Below are 16,595 nucleotides of genomic sequence, written 5' to 3'. Positions count from 1 at the left end.
TTTTCAATATTTTTTCCAACCGTTGAATGTTTGACCAAAACACCGTTAAAGCGGCAGTTTTTTCAACGATTTAAAGCCATAGCCCTGCAAAACGGGCAATAAAGCGTCAGTATCTTCATTTAACGCCATGCAATACGCCAGATTCTCTTCCTGGCTCGAGACCAGGCTTTCCTGCGTAGAGATGAGCCAGGCTGTGCGGCGGGCAATCGCCGCGCCGGAATCCACCAATCGGGTGCCTTCCGGCAACACCTGCATCAGCTCTTCAGCTAACAGAGGAAAATGGGTGCAGCCCAGCACGACGGTATCCGGCGGCTCGCGCATGCTCAGCCACGGATGCAGGATCTTCTTCAGCACCGGCAGCGGCACGGCTTCGCCATGCAGCTTGGCTTCCGCCAGCTCCACCAGTTCTGAAGAGCCCAGCAGTTCAATCTTGCAGTCGGTGGCGAAACGGGAAATCAGTTCGTGGGTGTAGCTGCGCTGTACGGTGCCGCGGGTCGCCAACAGGCCGACAATGCCGTTAACGGTAAGACGGGCCGCCGGTTTGATGGCGGGCACCACGCCCACGACAGGGAAACTGAAACGCTCGCGCAGGGCCGGCAAGGAAACGGTGCTGGCGGTGTTGCAGGCAATGACGACAATCGCCAGAGGATGACGCTGCTGCACCGCGCCGACAATCTCCAGCACGCGCTCAACGATAAACTCTTCGGACTTCTCGCCGTAGGGGAACGCCACGTTGTCGAACGCGTATATATAGTGGAGATCCGGCAGCAACTGCCGAATCTCCTGATACACCGACAGCCCGCCGACGCCGGAATCAAAAACCAGCACCGTCGGGCGAGGTGTGGCGGTGCTGTTAGAAGGTATAGCTTCCAGTGAGGTAGTATTCTCTTCCTGGAGTAGCGTAGCCATAGGCCGTCTCATAATCTTTATCAAACAGGTTGGCAATTCTACCACGAACTGTCAGATGAGATGTGACCGGATACGAAACTGCGAGATCCCACAGACTCACGCCGCCAAGTTTAACGCTTTGTTCCGGATAGGTACTGTAATCCTTGTCATAACGTTGACCCAGATATTGATAAGTCACCGCCCAGTCAAAGTCATACAGCTGCCAGTCCAGCTCATATTTCACCTGCTGCTTGGCGCGCCGCAGCAGCACTTCATTGGTCTTGGCGTTGCGAGGATCGACATAGTCATAACCAATCTGATGCGTCAACGGGCCGGTATCAAACGAGGCCGTAGCTTCAATCCCTTTGATGGTCGCCTTACCCACGTTGTAATAGACATAGTTGGTTTCCCCCGTGGAATCGATCAAATTGTCGATGTCGTTGCGATAACCGGAGATGCGCCAGGTCACCGGGCCGGTCAGCCCTTCAAAGCCACCTTCCCACTGCTTGCTTTCTTCCGGTTTCAGATCGGTGTTGTTACCGAAGTTGCCGTATAGCTGGCTCATATTCGGTGCTTTGAACGCCGTGCCATACGACGCGATAAAACGGTATCCCTCGACGAATTCCCAGGCCGCGCTGGTTTGCCAGGTGCCATGCCAGCCAAACTCGGAATGATCGTCACCTCGAACCGCGCCTTCCAGCGTTACCGGGCCAACCAGTTGCTGCGCGGTCAGATAGATGCCTGCATCACGTTGGCTTTTTTCACCCTTCACGGTGGTGGAATCCGGTTTGATTTTCTGTTGCTGCCAGTCGACGCCAGCGCTTACGGTACCCTGTCCAACCTGCAGCGTATTGCCCCACTGCAGGTTGTACTGTTCGGAATCCACCAGGCTGGCCGAGCTGTCATGCATGCCGAGGCGAGGATCGTAATCGTAATCCTTGCTATGGCTGTAGCTGCCAATCACTTGTGTTGCGTAAATGCCTTCTTTATAGCGCAATCCGGTATCCCAGGTTTGGCTATACAGTTTGCGCGTATCCAGCAGAGGGCTGGTCGGTGAGGAATAATAACTATCATACGCCGTGCGGTTGTCGTAACCATACCCGCGCACAAAACCGCTGACCGATTCGCTGAACTGGTGCTCAAGCGCACCATACAGCGACTTACTCATAAAGCCATCGCGATCCTGCTGGCTTTGCATGCCGGTGCTGCCGTAGGCCACCACGTCATACCCTTTGGTGTAGGTGTAGTCACCCGCCACCGTCGCCACGGTGCTGTCGCCCAACGGCTGTTGAGTCGACGCGTCATAGGATTGATAGCCGTTGGAGCCGACGCCGGCTGAGAGCGTAGTACCGTTCTTTTCACGCGTGGTAATGATGTTGACTACGCCGCCGATGGCGTCGGAACCGTATACCGCCGAACGCGGGCCGCGAATGTATTCGACTTTCTGCACCAGAGAAATCGGGATTTGGCTGAGATCGGAAGAGCCGCTGACGCCCGCCTGATTAAGGCGAATGCCGTCAATTAGCACCAGCACGTGGCTGGAGTTGGTGCCGCGAATAAACAGCGAGCTCTTTTGCCCCAACCCGCCGTTTTGGCCAACGTCCACGCCCGGCAAACGGCGCATCACGTCGGTCAGGCTCTTGGCCTGCCAGCGATCGATATCGTTACGGGTGACGACGGAGGTCGGCGCCAATACGGAAGAAACCGGCTGCGGGAAGCGGTTGGCGGTCACCACCAGGTTATCGCCATTCGTGGCTGTGGTGTTGTCTTGCGCCCATCCAGAAAAAGCCGTGACGGAGGAGACCACCGCCAGCAGCGTATTTTTTGTAATTGTCATGAGAAAAGCATCCAAACTTAATTGGCGGATGCCGCAGGATCATGGCCGGTAGTTCGCGACGGCCACGGACATTGCGACGTAACACCGGCAGGTCTTCGGGCTTGGGATTTGCGGGCCGCGGGGCGCGACCGGCAACGGGCGATGACTTCCCATCCTGCAATGGACAGTGTCTGCGTCGAAACGCTATCGCCGTGACTTCCCCTTACCGCTGCGCGTCAGCTCCGGATTCACACCGGATTCCCTTTTCACTCGCTGCTTGAGGCCGGACGGCAATGCTACGATCAATGCAAATAGATGTCTAGACTGCTATTAATGTTACAAATAATAAACGCGACAAAACTGGACTTCACGGGCTGATTCCCTACAATCCCCGCTGATCAAATTTGCCTGACGAGAAGACACACATGACGCCCGAGAATTTGCCTATTGAACGTTACGATGACCAACTGGCGGAGAAAGTCGCCCGCCTGAAGACGTTGATGTCACCGTTCGCGGCGCCCGAGCCGGAAGTGTTCCGCTCGCCAGTCGACCACTACCGCATGCGCGCCGAGTTCCGCATCTGGCACGACGCGGACGACATGTATCACATCATGTTCGATCAGCAGACCAAGCAGCGTATTCGCGTCGATCAATTCCCGGCCGCCAGCGAACTGATCAACCGCCTGATGAGCGCCCTGATCGCCGCGCTGAAACCGGAGCCGATCCTGCGCCACAAGCTGTTTCAGATCGATTATCTGTCGACGCAAAGCGGCAAAATCATCGCCTCGCTGCTGTACCACCGCAAGCTGGATGACGTTTGGCAGCAGCGCGCCGAGCAGCTGCGCGACGAGCTGCGCGCGCAGGGTTTTGACCTGCAGTTGATCGGCCGGGCGTCGAAGACCAAAATCATGCTCGACCAGGATTATGTTGACGAAGTGCTGACGGTCGCCGGCCGCGATATGATCTATCGCCAGGTGGAAAACAGCTTCACTCAACCCAACGCGGCCATGAACGTGCAGATGCTGGAATGGGCGCTGGCGGTCACCGCCGGTTCCAAAGGCGATTTGCTGGAACTGTATTGCGGCAACGGCAACTTCTCGCTGGCGTTGGCGCGCAATTTCGAGCGCGTGCTGGCGACCGAGATCGCCAAGCCGTCGGTGGCGGCGGCGCAGTACAACATCGCCGCCAACCATATCGACAACGTGCAGATCATCCGCATGGCGGCGGAAGACTTCACCCAGGCGATGAACGGAGTACGCGAATTCAACCGGTTGAAAGGCATCGATCTGAGCGGCTACAACTGCGAGACGATTTTCGTTGATCCGCCGCGCAGCGGGCTGGACGCGGAAACGGTGAAGATGGTGCAGGCTTACCCGCGCATTCTGTATATTTCATGCAATCCGGAAACGCTGTGCGCCAACCTGGAAACGCTGCAGGCCACGCACCGGGTCAGCCGCCTGGCGCTGTTCGACCAGTTCCCGTATACCCATCACATGGAATGCGGCGTGTTGCTGGAAAAACACCGCTGATACGACAGGGGCGCCATATGGCGCCCCGTTTCATTACGGCTCTTGAGTCGGCGCATCCAGCGTCTTGCGCGCCTTCAGCTTGACCCCAATCCACAGCACCAGCGCCACACACACTACCGACGGCAGGAAGTTGGAACCGATCTGCGGGTATTCGGCGCGCACGATGGCGCTGTACATCAGCAGCCCTAGCAGGAAGCAGGCCGCCGCCAGCTTCGGCATGCCGTCGGGCATGGCGCGGTTCAGGTAACGCTGATGCAGGCAGTACACCGCCAGCACCAACGCAATCAGCGGGAAGATCGAAAACGGCACCACCGAGCTGAACAGCGCGGCAAAGGAACCGTTGATCGAAAGGCCGGCAATCAACGCCAGCAGTAAGGTGCCATTTTCACGGCCTGGTTTTTCCATCATTGTTTACCTTTTTTATACGTGGGACACAGAAGCTTTTTCTTGTTCGCGACGATACCAGTAATACGCCCCTTTGGAGATCATACGCAATTGCAGCACCAGCCGCTCTTCCAACTGCTGCCGCTGCTCGACGTCGATATCCAGCGCTTCCGCGCCGGCGCTGAACACGATGGTGACCATCGCCTCCGCCTGCGCTTCGGTAAAGCTGCGCGGCATATGGTTTTCCAACTCGAGGTAGTCCGCCAGTTCGGCGATGAAATGCTGGATCTCGCGCGCCACCGCCGCACGGAATGCCGCCGACGTGCCGGAGCGCTCGCGCAGCAGCAGGCGGAAGGCGTTCGGGTTGTTGCCGATAAATTCCATAAAGGTGGACACCGAGGTGCGGATCACGCTGCCGCCCTTGGCGATGCGTTGGCGCGCCTGGCGCATCAACTGACGCAGCATCAGGCCGCTTTCGTCCACCATGGTCAGCCCCAGCTCATCCACGTCGCGGAAATGGCGGTAAAACGACGTGGGCGCGATGCCCGCCTCGCGTGAAACTTCCCGCAGGCTCAGGCTGGCGAAACTGCGTTCGGCGCTCAGCTGGCTGAATGCGGCTTCGATCAGGGAACGACGAGTCCGTTCTTTTTGTTGTGCTCTGACGCCCATATGCATATCCGGATAGGTTCCATTCTCTCAGTCTAACGCCCTAGACTCGGCAATATAGCAAATTTTATTGCAACAGCATTTATACTAACGCGCTCTATCACACTTCCGCCCTGAGCCGATTGTGCTTTGACTCAAAAAGCCTAATGGTGATTGGGTGAGCAGCGCTATGATGTTAAGATACCGTTGTAATCTTGTATAAAAAAACAGGTCTCTCCTACATGCAACAGCACTATCAATTTGATGCCATTGTGATTGGCTCGGGCCCTGGTGGTGAAGGTGCCGCCATGGGGCTGGTGAAACAGGGCGCCCGCGTGGCCGTTATCGAACGGTACAACAACGTAGGCGGCGGATGTACCCACTGGGGCACCATCCCTTCCAAAGCCCTCCGCCACGCCGTCAGCCGCATTATCGAATTTAACCAGAACCCGCTTTACAACAACTCGCGCACGCTCAGCGCGACCTTCCCTGACATTTTACGCCACGCCGATAACGTCATCAGCCAGCAGACCCGCATGCGCCAAGGGTTTTATGAGCGGAACCAGTGCAAACTGTTCGCCGGCGACGCACGCTTCATCGACGCCAACACCGTCAGCGTCAGCTACATGGACGGCACCCAGGACACCATCCGCGCCGACCACATCGTGATCGCCTGCGGCTCGCGCCCTTACCATCCGGCCAGCGTCGATTTCAATCACCCGCGCATCTACGACAGCGACTCCATTCTCGAGCTGAGCCATGAACCGCGCCACGTGATCATTTACGGCGCCGGGGTGATCGGCTGTGAATATGCGTCTATCTTCCGCGGTCTGAACGTCAAGGTGGATCTGATCAACACCCGCGATCGCCTGCTGGCGTTCCTCGATCAAGAGATGTCGGATTCGCTCTCTTATCACTTCTGGAACAACGGCGTGGTGATCCGCCACAACGAAGAATTCGAGAAGATCGAAGGCACCGAAGACGGCGTGATCGTGCACCTGAAGTCCGGCAAGAAGGTGAAAGCGGACTGCCTGCTGTACGCCAACGGCCGTACCGGCAACACCGATTCGTTGGGGTTGGAGAACGTCGGTCTGGAGTCGGACAGCCGCGGGTTGCTGAAGGTGAACAGCATGTATCAAACCGCGCTGTCGCACATCTACGCGGTCGGTGACGTGATCGGCTATCCGAGCCTGGCTTCCGCCGCCTACGATCAGGGCCGCATCGCCGCCCAGGCGATCGCTTCCGGCGAAGCCAGCGGCCATCTAATCGAAGATATCCCGACCGGCATCTACACCATTCCGGAAATCAGCTCCGTCGGCAAAACCGAGCAGGAACTGACGGCGATGAAAGTGCCGTATGAAGTGGGCCGCGCCCAGTTCAAGCATCTGGCGCGCGCGCAGATCGCCGGGATGAACGTCGGCAGCCTGAAGATCCTGTTCCATCGCGACACCCTGCAGATCCTCGGGATCCACTGCTTCGGCGAGCGTGCGGCGGAGATCATCCACATCGGTCAGGCGATCATGGAACAGAAAGGTGAAGGCAATACTATCGAGTATTTCGTTAATACGACCTTCAACTATCCGACCATGGCCGAAGCCTACCGGGTGGCGGCGCTTAACGGCTTAAACCGCCTGTTTTAACGCGCTGTCGATGTAGCCCTGCATGTGCTCGCGGATCGCTTCGGCCAACTGCTCATAACGGCTGCGCAGTGGGGAACCGGGGCGATACACCAACGCGATGGTGCGCTTCGGTTCCGGCTTGTAGCAATCCAGATAGCACACGCCGTCGCGTTCGCGCTGCGGCGGCACCGCCAGTGACGGCAGCAGGGTAATGCCGCTGCCGGCAGCGACCATATTGCGCAACGTTTCCAGACTGGTGGCGCGGAAGTGAGTATCTTCGTCCGCGCCCGCCTGGAAGCAGAAGCCCATCGCCTGATCGCGCAGGCAGTGGCCATCTTCCAGCATCAGCAGCTTCTCTCCCGCCAAATCCGGCATCGCCACGCGCTCGCGCTGCGCCCACGGGTGATCGGAATACACCGCCAGCTTCATCGGTTCATCGAACAGAGGCACTTCGATAAACGCCTCGGTTTCCTTCACCAACGCCAGAATGGCGCAGTCCAGTTTGCCGCTGTCGAGTTGCGCCAGCAGTTGGTGGGTTTGCGCTTCGTGCAGGTACATTTCCAGTTTCGGGAAAGTTTTGTGCAGTGTCGGTATGATCTGCGGCAGCAGATAAGGCCCCACGGTCGGGATCAGGCCGATGTGCAGCGGCCCGGACATGGCTTCGCCCTGCTGGCTGGCCATCTCCTTCAACACTTTCACTTCGCGCAGCACGGTACGCGCCTGCTCCACCAGCAACAGACCCGCCTGGGTGAACAGCACCTTGCGGCTGGTGCGCTCGAGCAGCATGACGCCCAACTCGTCTTCCAGCTTGCGGATCTGCCCGCTCAGCGTGGGCTGGCTCACATGGCATGAATCGGCCGCACGGCGGAAGTGCCGGTGCTCAGCCAAGGCGACCAGATACTCTAAATCACGAATATTCATTGTTTCCCTCCATTCCATGATAGCTCATGGCGATAGATAAGATAGCAATGAGCGATTAGATCTATCAAGCCCCAGCGACAATAATGTGTCCCAACGAAGCGATATCGCGCTAAATGCTAAAAATTACTTTTCCTAATTAAGGGGTTAATCAATGTTTACCAGTCAAGAAGGCAAGAAAGTTCCTCAGGTTACTTTCCACACCCGTCAGGGCGACCAATGGATTGATGTGACCACTGATGACCTGTTCAAAAACAAAACCGTTATCGTGTTCTCGCTGCCGGGCGCGTTTACGCCGACCTGCTCTTCAAGCCATCTGCCGCGTTACAACGAGCTGTCCAGCGTATTCAAACAACACGGCGTCGACAGCATTCTGTGCGTCTCGGTGAACGACACCTTCGTGATGAACGCCTGGAAAGCCGACCAACATGCGGAAAACATCACCTTCGTGCCGGACGGCAACGGTGAATTCACCAAAGGCATGAACATGCTGGTCGAGAAAGCGGATCTGGGCTTTGGCCCTCGCTCATGGCGCTACTCAATGCTGGTGCGCAACGGTGTGGTCGAGAAAATGTTTGTCGAGCCGAACAAGCCGGGCGACCCGTTTGAAGTGTCCGATGCCGACACCATGCTGAAATACCTGGCGCCGGAATTCAAAGTGCAGGAATCGGTCTCTCTGTTCACCAAACCGGGCTGCCCATTCTGCGCCAAAGCCAAGCAGATGCTGCAAGAGCGTGGCATTCAGTATGAAGAGATCGTGCTGGGCAAAGACGCCACCACCGTCAGCCTGCGCGCCGTCAGCGGCCGCGCCACGGTGCCGCAAGTATTCATCGGCGGTCGTCACATCGGCGGCAGCGACGATCTGGAAACCTTCCTGTCAGCTTAATAAGTAATAACAAAGCCAACGTGAACTTTGGCGGGCTACGGCCCGCCCTTTTTTTACCTTTCAGGAGCGGATATGAAACTGTTGAACGTTGATGTCGCGGTCATCGGCGGCGGCACCGCAGGGCTCGGCGCCTACCGCGCGGCCAAACTGTCTACCCCCAGCGTGGTGATGATTGAAGGCGGGCCTTACGGCACCACCTGTGCGCGCGTCGGCTGCATGCCATCCAAATTATTGATCGCCGCCGCCGAAGCGGTGCATCAAATCGAGCGCGCGCCTGGCTTTGGCGTGCACCCAACCGGCAAAACGCGTATCGACGGACGCGAGGTGATGGCGCGCGTCAAACGCGAACGCGACCGTTTCGTCGGCTTCGTGCTGGAAGGCGTGGACGAGATCCCGGCCGCCGACAAAATTCAGGGCTATGCCCGCTTTATCGACGACAACACGCTGCAGGTCGATGACCATACGCGCATCGTGGCGCAGCGCATCGTGATCGCCACCGGTTCCCGCCCCAGCTGGCCGGCGCCGTGGAACGAACTGGGCGATCGCCTGATCGTCAACGACGACGTGTTCAACTGGGATGACTTGCCGCAATCCGTAGCGGTATTCGGCCCCGGCGTCATCGGGCTGGAGCTGGGGCAAGCGCTGCACCGCCTCGGCGTCGACACCAAGGTATTCGGCATCGGTGGCGCCGTCGGGCCGCTGACCGACAGCGCCGTGCGCGATTACGCCGCCAAAGCGCTGGGGGAAGAGTTCTACCTCGACGCCGACGTGAAGGTAGAGATGATGCAGCGCGAAGGCGACCGCGTATTTATCCGCTATCAGGATCTGCAGGGCCAACCGCAGGAGATCCTGGTGGACTACGTGCTGGCCGCCACCGGCCGCCGCCCCAACGTCGATCGGTTGGGCCTCGAAAATACCGGCTTGCAGCTCGACGCCCGAGGCGTGCCGCTGGCCGACCGCCTGACGATGCAAACCAGCGTGCCGCATATTTTCATCGCCGGCGACGCCAGCAACCAACTGCCGCTGCTGCACGAGGCCAGCGATCAGGCGCGCATCGCCGGCGCCAACGCCGGCAGCTTCCCGGAGATCAATCCGGGTCTGCGCCGCAGCGCGATTTCGGTGGTGTTCTCCGATCCGCAGATCGCGATGGTCGGCTCAACCTTCCGCGAGCTGAGCGAGAAGTTCAGCGCCTGCGGCTGCTTTGAAGTGGGCAACGTCTCGTTTGAGAATCAGGGCCGCTCGCGGGTGATGCTGCGCAACAAAGGCATTCTGCACGTCTACGGCGAGCAAGGCACCGGCCGTTTCCTCGGCGCGGAAATGATCGGCCCGGACGCCGAACACATCGCGCACCTGCTGGCCTGGGCGCACCAGCAGCAGATGACCGTCGATCAGATGCTGGACATGCCGTTCTATCATCCGGTGCTCGAAGAAGGCTTGCGCACCGCGCTGCGCGACCTGCAGGCGAAGCTCAAACTCGGCGCGACCGAAATCGAGCGCTGCCAGCGCTGCCCGGGCGAATAACCTCTTATTCTCCGTTCATCCCCACCGGGCCTTCAGGCCCGGTTTTTTTGCGTAGCACTTCCCTCTTGCCTCACGGCCCTTCTGCGCTCATTTTTTATGCGTCGACATTGAAGCGATACCAATAGCGATACCAAAACGAAGAAAGGAGCCAAAATGGAGGAAGAACATGGAAAGGCATGAACACTATACCTATCGCATCACCTGGTCAGCGGAAGATCGTGAATATGTCGGGCTGTGCGCCGAATTCCCCTCGCTGTCCTGGCTGGCCGCCACGCGTACCGGCGCATTGGAGGGTATCGAGAAAGTGGTGAGCGAAACGATCGCCGATATGCTGGCGCAAGGCGAAACGCCGCCGCAGGCGCTGGCGGAAAAGAACTTCAGCGGAAAACTGGTGTTGCGCATGACGCCGGAACAGCATCGCCGGCTGGCGATCGGCGCGATGGAGGAAGGCGTGAGCCTGAACCGTTATCTGTGCGCACGCCTGGCGGGGTAAAGGTTCAAGGGCGGCGCAGGGCCGCCCTTGTCGTCGTCAAGCCAAACGCTGTTTCGCTGCGGCGATTGCCGCCGCGACCTGCTGCGGCGCGACGCCGCCTTTGGCCGCACGCTTGTCCAGGCAGGATTGCAACGCCAGGATCGGGTAGACATCGTCGCCGATCGTCGCGCTGAACTGCTGCAAATCCCCCAGCGGCAGCGCTTCCAGCGGTTTGCCTTGGCGAATCGCTTCTACCACCGCCTCACCGACGATATGGTGCGCTTCGCGGAACGGCACGCCTTTGGCGACCAGGTAGTCCGCCAGCTCGGTGGCGTTGGCATAACCCTGCTCCGCCGCTTCCCGGCAGCGCGGACGCTTCACCTGAATGCCGTCCAGCACCAGCGCCGCCATCTGCAGGCAGTCCATCCAGGTGTCGAGCGCGTCGAACAACCCTTCTTTGTCTTCCTGCATGTCTTTGTTGTACGCCAGCGGCAGGCCTTTCAGCGTCATCATCATGCCGGTCAGCGCGCCCTGCACACGGCCGCACTTGCCGCGGATCAGCTCCAGCGCATCCGGGTTTTTCTTCTGCGGCATCAGCGAAGAGCCGGAGGTCACGCGGTCAGACAGCTCGACAAACGCCGCTTCGCCGCTGTTGAAGAAGATCAGATCTTCGGCGAAGCGCGACAGGTGAACCATGCTGATGGCGGCGTTGGACAGCAGCTCCAGCACGTGATCGCGATCGGAGACGCTGTCCAGGCTGTTGCGGGTCGCCGAGGCAAAGCCCAGCCAGCCGGCCAGCTGCTCGCGATCGATAGGATAAGCGGTGCCGGCCAGCGCGCCGCTGCCCAGCGGGCTGACGTCCAGCCGTTTCAGGGTATCCTGCAGACGGCTCTCATCGCGCGCCAGCATCTCGACATAGGCCAGGCACCAGTGCGCGAAAGTCACCGGCTGCGCGCGTTGCAGGTGGGTATACCCCGGCATCACCGCATCCTGGTTGGCTTCAGCAGTCTCCACCAGCGCCTGCTGCAGTTGGACGATCGCCTGATGCAGATCGCCGATCTGCTGTTTGCACCACAGCTTCAGATCGGTCGCGACCTGATCGTTGCGGCTGCGGCCGGTGTGCAGCTTCTTGCCCAAGTCGCCGACCTTCTCGATCAGCTTCTGCTCCACCCAGCTGTGGATGTCTTCCGCATCGCTTTGGACGATCGCCAAAGGATCGGCCTGGACTTCCTTCAGTAGCGCATTCAGCGCCTGCTCCAGCTGCTGTTGCTCCGCTGCGGTCAACACGTTAACGGTCACCAGCGCCTTCGACCAGGCCACCGAGCCCACGATATCCTGCTCCGCCAGGCGATAATCGAACCGCAGCGAATCATTGAGTTGTTTGAACCGCTGATCCGCCGCCTGAGTGAACCGTCCGCCCCAAAGTGCCATACCTTTACTCCTGAATTTTTATGCGAAAGGGCGCAGCATGCTGCGCCCTTGCAGAGTCACGCCAATCGATTATTTATTCTTTTTCTCGTTCAACGCGCGAATGCGTGAAGACAGAGAGAACAGGCGGATAAAGCCGCCCGCGTGGCTGTGATCGTAAACTTCGTCTTCGCCGAAGGTGGCGAACTCTTCGGAGTACAGGCTGTTGGCGGATTTTTTCTGGGTCGCCGTCACCTGGCCTTTGTACAGCTGCAGCACCACTTCGCCGTTCACCTCTTCAGCCAGCGCTTCGGCAGAGGCCTGCAGCGAACGGCGCAGCGGCGCGAACCAACGGCCGTCGTACACCACATAAGACATCTCCAGGCCCAGCTGCTCGCGCCATTTGAAGCTGTCGCGATCCAGCACCAGCTGCTCGATGGCGCGCAGCGCCGCCACCATGATGGTGCCCCCCGGGGTCTCATAGCAGCCGCGGGATTTGATGCCCACCAGACGGTTTTCCACGATGTCGATACGGCCGACGCCGTGCTTGGCGCCCAGCGCGTTCAGGGTTTCCAGGCACTGGTACGGCGACAGCGCTTTACCGTTAACCGCCACGACGCGGCCTTTCTCGACGGTAACGGTCACCTGCTCAGGCTGGTCCGGCGCTTCCTGCGGATCGACGGTCCATACCCAGCAATCCTTGTTCGGCGCATTCCACGGGCTTTCCAGCACGCCGCCTTCGGTGGAAATGTGCCAGGCGTTCTCATCGCGGCTGTAAATCTTCTCCAGCGACGCGGTGGTCGGGATGTTGCGCTCTTTCAGGTAATCCAGCAGCGCTTCACGGGAACGCAGGTTCCACTCACGCCACGGCGCCACCACTTTCAACTGCGGCGCCAGCGCGGTGTAGGTGGTTTCGAAACGCACCTGATCGTTGCCTTTGCCGGTTGCGCCGTGGCACAGCGCGTCGGCGCCCACTTTCAACGCCAGCTCGACCTGCGCCTTGGCGATGATCGGCCGCGCCATCGAGGTGCCCAGCAGGTAGCTGCCTTCGTACAGGGCACCGGTCTGCAGCACCGGATAAACGTAATCGCGGATAAATTCTTCACGCAGATCGACCACGTGGCATTCAGAGGCACCGGACTGCAGGGCTTTTTGCTCCACGCCTTCCAGATCGCTGCGCTCCTGGCCGATGTCCGCCACGAACGCCACCACTTCACAGCCGCCGTAGTTCTCTTTCAGCCATGGAATGATGGCCGAGGTATCCAGGCCGCCGGAGTACGCCAGAACGATTTTTTTGATGCCTTGGTTTTGCATGATCTATTCCTTTCTAATTCTAAAATTAAGCGAGGATCCGGGTGCCAATCGACACGCCGTTAAACAAAGCAGGAAGCTGATCGGCATGGCGCCAGCTGGCGATATCCACCGGGCGGCCGAGGGTGCGGGCGGCGTCGAGCGCCGCATTCACCTTCACCACCATACCATCGGTGATGATGCCTTGCGCGATCAGTTGTTCCGCTTTTTGCGCCGTCATTTCCGCAATGCGTTGCCCCTTGCCGTCGAGGATGCCGCTGACGTCCGACAGCAGGATCAGATCCGCCCCCAGCGTCGCCGCCAGCGCCGTCGCCGCCTGATCGGCGTTCACGTTCATTAACTCCCCTTCGGCGGTGATGCCGATGGAGCTGATAACCGGCAGGTAGCCGGCGCCCAGCAGGGTATTGAGCAGCGCGGGCGAGCCGGGCTGCGCGTTGCCGACGTGGCCCAATGCCGGATCGAGCGGGGTCACGACCGCGCTGCCGCCATCCGCCAGGCTCAGGCCGACGGCGTTGATTTGGTGTTTAATCGCCCACGCCAGCAGCGTTTTGTTGGCGGTGCCGGCCAGCGCGCCGGTGATGATGTCGATCTGATCGGCCGGCGTGACCCGCAGGCCGTTCTTTTTCACCACCGGCAAAGCGAGCTGCTTCATCAGTTCGTCCACCACGCAGCCGCCGCCGTGGACGATCACCAACGGGCGCTGGTGCTGCTGCCGATAGCTGTCCAACGCGGTAAACAGACGCTCCAGCGCTTCTTCACTGTCTAATAACACGCCACCTAACTTGATAATTAACGGGTTCATTGCTGTTTACTCACGCTGGTTTAAAGGAGTGATTGGGTTTCCGGGAAGCCGAAACGGATATTCAGGCATTGCACCGCCTGCGCCGCCGCGCCTTTCAGCAGGTTGTCTTCCGCCGCCACGGCGATCAGATGCTCGCCCTGCACCGCAAAGCCGATGTCGCAGAACGGCAGCCCCACCACCGCTTTCAGCGCCGGCACGCCCTGGTCGTACAACCGCACCAGCGGCTTGTCATCATAGGCGGCGTGATAGGCGGCGGCCACGTCCTGCGCGGTCACGCCGGCTTTCAGGCGGCAGGTGATGGTTTCAAGGATGCCGCGCGGGAAGTTGCCCAGGTGCGGCGTAAAGATAACCGGCACGCCCAGGTGCGCGGCGATCTCCGGCTGGTGCCGGTGAGTGAAAATGCCGTACGGCTGCAGGCTCACTTCGCAGAAACTGGTGGTCATGCTGGCCTTGCGCCCGGCGCCGCTGACGCCGCTGGTGGCGTTGATCACCGGCCACTGATCCAGATTCAGCAACTGTTTTTCGATTAACGGTTTCAGCGCCAGCTGCGCCGCCGTCGGGTAACAACCCGGCACGGCGATCAGCTGCGCCTGTTTGATCTTGTCGCTCTGCCACTCCGCCAGACCGTATACCGCCTGCTCCAGCAGGGCGCCATGCTGATGTTCGAAACCGTAGTACTGGCTATAGAAACCGGCATCCTGCACGCGGAAGGCGCCGGACAGATCGAACACCACGCAGCCTGCCGCCAGGAAGGCCGGTGCGATATCGTGGCTGACTTCATGAGCGGTGGCGAGGAACACCACGTCGATGCCCTGCGCCGCCTTGGCGACGTCGGTCAACGGCTGCAGCGGCAGATCGACGATGCCTTTCAACTGGGGATGGAGATCGGAAAGCAACTTTCCTGCATCTGCACTTTGCGCTGAAACCGCTAAAGCGGTTATGTTCATGTGTGGGTGGCGATTCAGGTAAGCCGTGAGCTCCGCTCCGGCGTAACCGCTGGCACCAACGATCAGCGTATTCAACATGTGGCCTTTCACCTTCTAAACTGACGTGCGGTCGCTTGCGACCCAGGTAACAGGGCTCGCCAGCGTTGTTGCGCCGTTCACCCACGGAGCCAGGCGTTGATGCTTTTATAAACATCCGGGTATCGGGTTCCCTTACGCTTCGGCTTACTGTATTTTTATTCAAAATAAATGCATGAATATTGATACTATCCTAACCAAAGGCTGTCAACAGTGAAGATGAAATTACCTCCATTTATTGAGCTGTACCGGGCGTTGATCGCCACTCCGTCGATCAGCGCCACCGATGCCGGCCTCGATCAGAGCAATGAGGCGTTAATCAACTTGCTGGCCGGATGGTTTGCCGACCTGGGCTTTCGCGTCGACGTACAGCCAGTGCCGGAATCGCGCCACAAATTCAACCTGCTGGCCAGCATCGGCGAAGGCAGCGGCGGCCTGCTGCTGGCCGGCCACACCGATACGGTGCCTTACGACGAAGGCCGCTGGACGCGCGATCCCTTCACCCTGACCGAGCACGACAACAAGCTCTACGGGCTGGGCACCGCCGACATGAAAGGCTTCTTCGCCTTTATTCTGGATGCGGTGCGCGACATCGACGCGAGCAAACTGACCAAGCCGCTGTACATTCTGGCGACCGCAGATGAAGAAACGACGATGGCCGGCGCACGTTATTTCGCCGCCTCCACCGCCATTCGGCCGGATTTCGCCATCATCGGCGAACCGACCTCGCTGCAGCCGGTGCGCGCGCACAAGGGCCACATGGCCAACGCCATTCGCATCGTCGGCCAGTCCGGCCACTCCAGCGATCCGGCGCGCGGCGTCAACGCCATCGATCTGATGCACGAATCCATCGGCCGCCTGATGGAGCTGCGCAAAACCCTGCAGGAGCGCTACAACAACCCGGCGTTCGCCGTGCCTTATCCCACCATGAACTTCGGCCATATCAGCGGCGGCGACGCGGCCAACCGCATCTGCGCCTGCTGCGAGCTGCACCTGGACATCCGCCCGCTGCCCGGCATGACGCTCGACAACATCAACGAACTGATGCATCAGGCGCTGGAGCCGGTGAGCCAACGCTGGCCGGGCCGCCTGACCATCGAAGAGCTGCATGCGTCGGTGCCGGGCTACGAGTGCCCGACCGACCACCGCATGGTGGCGGTGATCGAGGAGCTGCTGGGCACCCGCACGCAGGTGGTCAACTACTGCACCGAAGCGCCGTTCGTGCAGCAGGTCTGCCCGACCCTGGTGCTCGGCCCCGGTTCCATCGATCAGGCCCACCAGCCGGACGAGTACATCGACACCGCGTTTATCGAACCGACGCGCAAACTGCTGGGCCAACTGGTCAATCACTTTTGCCGGCAATAAACCCGACATT

The 16,595-nt window shown here is 59.6% G+C and carries 15 protein-coding genes and 1 riboswitch; of the genes, 6 read left to right on the top strand and 9 right to left on the bottom strand.

Annotation, left to right across the window (positions count from 1 at the left end):
* Positions 1 to 45: 45 nt before the first annotated feature.
* Both murI and btuB read right to left on the bottom strand, forming a co-directional pair.
* On the bottom strand, positions 46 to 909 hold the full coding sequence (murI, locus tag ACP39K_RS22485) for a glutamate racemase (protein WP_033631312.1): 864 nt from the start codon (positions 907 to 909) through the stop codon (positions 46 to 48).
* Complete coding sequence (gene btuB / locus ACP39K_RS22480) at positions 854 to 2,725, bottom strand: TonB-dependent vitamin B12 receptor BtuB (protein ID WP_016929730.1); 1,872 nt, start codon at positions 2,723 to 2,725, stop codon at positions 854 to 856. The genes murI and btuB overlap by 56 nt, the downstream gene beginning before the upstream one ends.
* Positions 2,726 to 2,794: 69 nt before the next feature.
* Positions 2,795 to 3,007, bottom strand: a riboswitch (cobalamin riboswitch).
* 122 nt (positions 3,008 to 3,129) lie between these two features.
* On the opposite strand from btuB, the gene trmA reads away from it, so the two are divergent.
* Positions 3,130 to 4,233, top strand: coding sequence for a tRNA (uridine(54)-C5)-methyltransferase TrmA (gene trmA / locus ACP39K_RS22475; protein WP_079450591.1), 1,104 nt, complete (start codon positions 3,130 to 3,132; stop codon positions 4,231 to 4,233).
* Between the two features lie 33 nt (positions 4,234 to 4,266).
* On the opposite strand, the gene ACP39K_RS22470 is transcribed toward trmA, so the two are convergent.
* Positions 4,267 to 4,638: a YijD family membrane protein gene (locus tag ACP39K_RS22470; RefSeq protein WP_016929728.1), complete on the bottom strand. Its 372-nt coding sequence runs from the start codon at positions 4,636 to 4,638 to the stop codon at positions 4,267 to 4,269.
* A gap of 15 nt (positions 4,639 to 4,653) precedes the next feature.
* Positions 4,654 to 5,286 carry an HTH-type transcriptional repressor FabR gene (gene fabR / locus ACP39K_RS22465; RefSeq protein WP_004931044.1) on the bottom strand — a complete coding sequence of 211 codons (633 nt, stop codon included), beginning with the start codon at positions 5,284 to 5,286 and terminating at the stop codon, positions 4,654 to 4,656.
* A 218-nt stretch (positions 5,287 to 5,504) separates the two neighbouring features.
* On the opposite strand from fabR, the gene sthA reads away from it, so the two are divergent.
* A complete protein-coding gene (gene sthA / locus ACP39K_RS22460) occupies positions 5,505 to 6,902 on the top strand; it encodes a Si-specific NAD(P)(+) transhydrogenase (protein WP_004931047.1) in 1,398 nt (465 codons plus the stop codon).
* Here sthA and oxyR read toward each other — a convergent pair.
* Complete coding sequence (gene oxyR, locus ACP39K_RS22455; RefSeq protein ID WP_015379402.1) at positions 6,885 to 7,802, bottom strand: DNA-binding transcriptional regulator OxyR; 918 nt, start codon at positions 7,800 to 7,802, stop codon at positions 6,885 to 6,887. The genes sthA and oxyR overlap by 18 nt on opposite strands.
* 151 nt (positions 7,803 to 7,953) lie before the next feature.
* Between oxyR and ACP39K_RS22450 the strand changes: the two genes are divergently transcribed.
* The 3 genes from ACP39K_RS22450 to ACP39K_RS22440 all read left to right on the top strand — a co-directional run bounded on the left by ACP39K_RS22450 (position 7,954) and on the right by ACP39K_RS22440 (position 10,699).
* Positions 7,954 to 8,685 carry a glutathione peroxidase gene (locus ACP39K_RS22450; protein ID WP_015379403.1) on the top strand — a complete coding sequence of 244 codons (732 nt, stop codon included), beginning with the start codon at positions 7,954 to 7,956 and terminating at the stop codon, positions 8,683 to 8,685.
* Between the two features lie 72 nt (positions 8,686 to 8,757).
* Positions 8,758 to 10,206: a dihydrolipoyl dehydrogenase gene (locus ACP39K_RS22445; protein ID WP_497008842.1), complete on the top strand. Its 1,449-nt coding sequence runs from the start codon at positions 8,758 to 8,760 to the stop codon at positions 10,204 to 10,206.
* A 166-nt stretch (positions 10,207 to 10,372) separates the two neighbouring features.
* Positions 10,373 to 10,699, top strand: a complete 327-nt coding sequence (locus ACP39K_RS22440) for a type II toxin-antitoxin system HicB family antitoxin (RefSeq protein WP_016929725.1) — start codon at positions 10,373 to 10,375, stop codon at positions 10,697 to 10,699.
* Between the two features lie 36 nt (positions 10,700 to 10,735).
* On the opposite strand, the gene argH is transcribed toward ACP39K_RS22440, so the two are convergent.
* The 4 genes from argH to argC all read right to left on the bottom strand — a co-directional run bounded on the left by argH (position 10,736) and on the right by argC (position 15,223).
* Positions 10,736 to 12,109, bottom strand: a complete 1,374-nt coding sequence (argH, locus tag ACP39K_RS22435; RefSeq protein ID WP_048795916.1) for an argininosuccinate lyase — start codon at positions 12,107 to 12,109, stop codon at positions 10,736 to 10,738.
* 69 nt (positions 12,110 to 12,178) lie between these two features.
* The gene (locus tag ACP39K_RS22430) at positions 12,179 to 13,399 is read right to left on the bottom strand and encodes an argininosuccinate synthase (RefSeq protein ID WP_004931061.1); all 1,221 of its coding nucleotides are present in this window, start codon (positions 13,397 to 13,399) and stop codon (positions 12,179 to 12,181) included.
* 25 nt (positions 13,400 to 13,424) lie between these two features.
* A complete protein-coding gene (gene argB, locus ACP39K_RS22425) occupies positions 13,425 to 14,198 on the bottom strand; it encodes an acetylglutamate kinase (protein WP_251683324.1) in 774 nt (257 codons plus the stop codon).
* Positions 14,199 to 14,218: 20 nt separating this feature from the next.
* A complete protein-coding gene (argC, locus tag ACP39K_RS22420; RefSeq protein ID WP_015379409.1) occupies positions 14,219 to 15,223 on the bottom strand; it encodes an N-acetyl-gamma-glutamyl-phosphate reductase in 1,005 nt (334 codons plus the stop codon).
* A 216-nt stretch (positions 15,224 to 15,439) separates the two neighbouring features.
* On the opposite strand from argC, the gene argE reads away from it, so the two are divergent.
* On the top strand, positions 15,440 to 16,585 hold the full coding sequence (gene argE / locus ACP39K_RS22415) for an acetylornithine deacetylase (RefSeq protein ID WP_015379410.1): 1,146 nt from the start codon (positions 15,440 to 15,442) through the stop codon (positions 16,583 to 16,585).
* Positions 16,586 to 16,595 lie beyond the last annotated feature (10 nt).

The sequence above is a fragment of the Serratia sp. EC4 genome (assembly GCF_059652115.1).
The sequence above is the reverse complement of the archived record's forward strand: the minus strand, read 5'-3'. Positions and strand labels throughout refer to the sequence as shown.

Bases quoted from the DNA above. Each gene is read 5' to 3' on its own strand.
- ACP39K_RS22430 (WP_004931061.1), bottom strand. From the start codon at position 13,399: ATGCAAAACCAAGGCATCAAAAAAATCGTTCTGGCGTACTCCGGCGGC.
- ACP39K_RS22440 (WP_016929725.1), top strand. From the start codon at position 10,373: ATGGAAAGGCATGAACACTATACCTATCGCATCACCTGGTCAGCGGAA.
- argC (WP_015379409.1), bottom strand. From the start codon at position 15,223: ATGTTGAATACGCTGATCGTTGGTGCCAGCGGTTACGCCGGAGCGGAG.
- ACP39K_RS22450 (WP_015379403.1), top strand. From the start codon at position 7,954: ATGTTTACCAGTCAAGAAGGCAAGAAAGTTCCTCAGGTTACTTTCCAC.
- argE (WP_015379410.1), top strand. From the start codon at position 15,440: ATGAAATTACCTCCATTTATTGAGCTGTACCGGGCGTTGATCGCCACT.
- argB (WP_251683324.1), bottom strand. From the start codon at position 14,198: ATGAACCCGTTAATTATCAAGTTAGGTGGCGTGTTATTAGACAGTGAA.
- murI (WP_033631312.1), bottom strand. From the start codon at position 909: ATGGCTACGCTACTCCAGGAAGAGAATACTACCTCACTGGAAGCTATA.
- argH (WP_048795916.1), bottom strand. From the start codon at position 12,109: ATGGCACTTTGGGGCGGACGGTTCACTCAGGCGGCGGATCAGCGGTTC.
- ACP39K_RS22470 (WP_016929728.1), bottom strand. From the start codon at position 4,638: ATGGAAAAACCAGGCCGTGAAAATGGCACCTTACTGCTGGCGTTGATT.
- oxyR (WP_015379402.1), bottom strand. From the start codon at position 7,802: ATGAATATTCGTGATTTAGAGTATCTGGTCGCCTTGGCTGAGCACCGG.
- ACP39K_RS22445 (WP_497008842.1), top strand. From the start codon at position 8,758: ATGAAACTGTTGAACGTTGATGTCGCGGTCATCGGCGGCGGCACCGCA.
- trmA (WP_079450591.1), top strand. From the start codon at position 3,130: ATGACGCCCGAGAATTTGCCTATTGAACGTTACGATGACCAACTGGCG.
- fabR (WP_004931044.1), bottom strand. From the start codon at position 5,286: ATGGGCGTCAGAGCACAACAAAAAGAACGGACTCGTCGTTCCCTGATC.
- btuB (WP_016929730.1), bottom strand. From the start codon at position 2,725: ATGACAATTACAAAAAATACGCTGCTGGCGGTGGTCTCCTCCGTCACG.
- sthA (WP_004931047.1), top strand. From the start codon at position 5,505: ATGCAACAGCACTATCAATTTGATGCCATTGTGATTGGCTCGGGCCCT.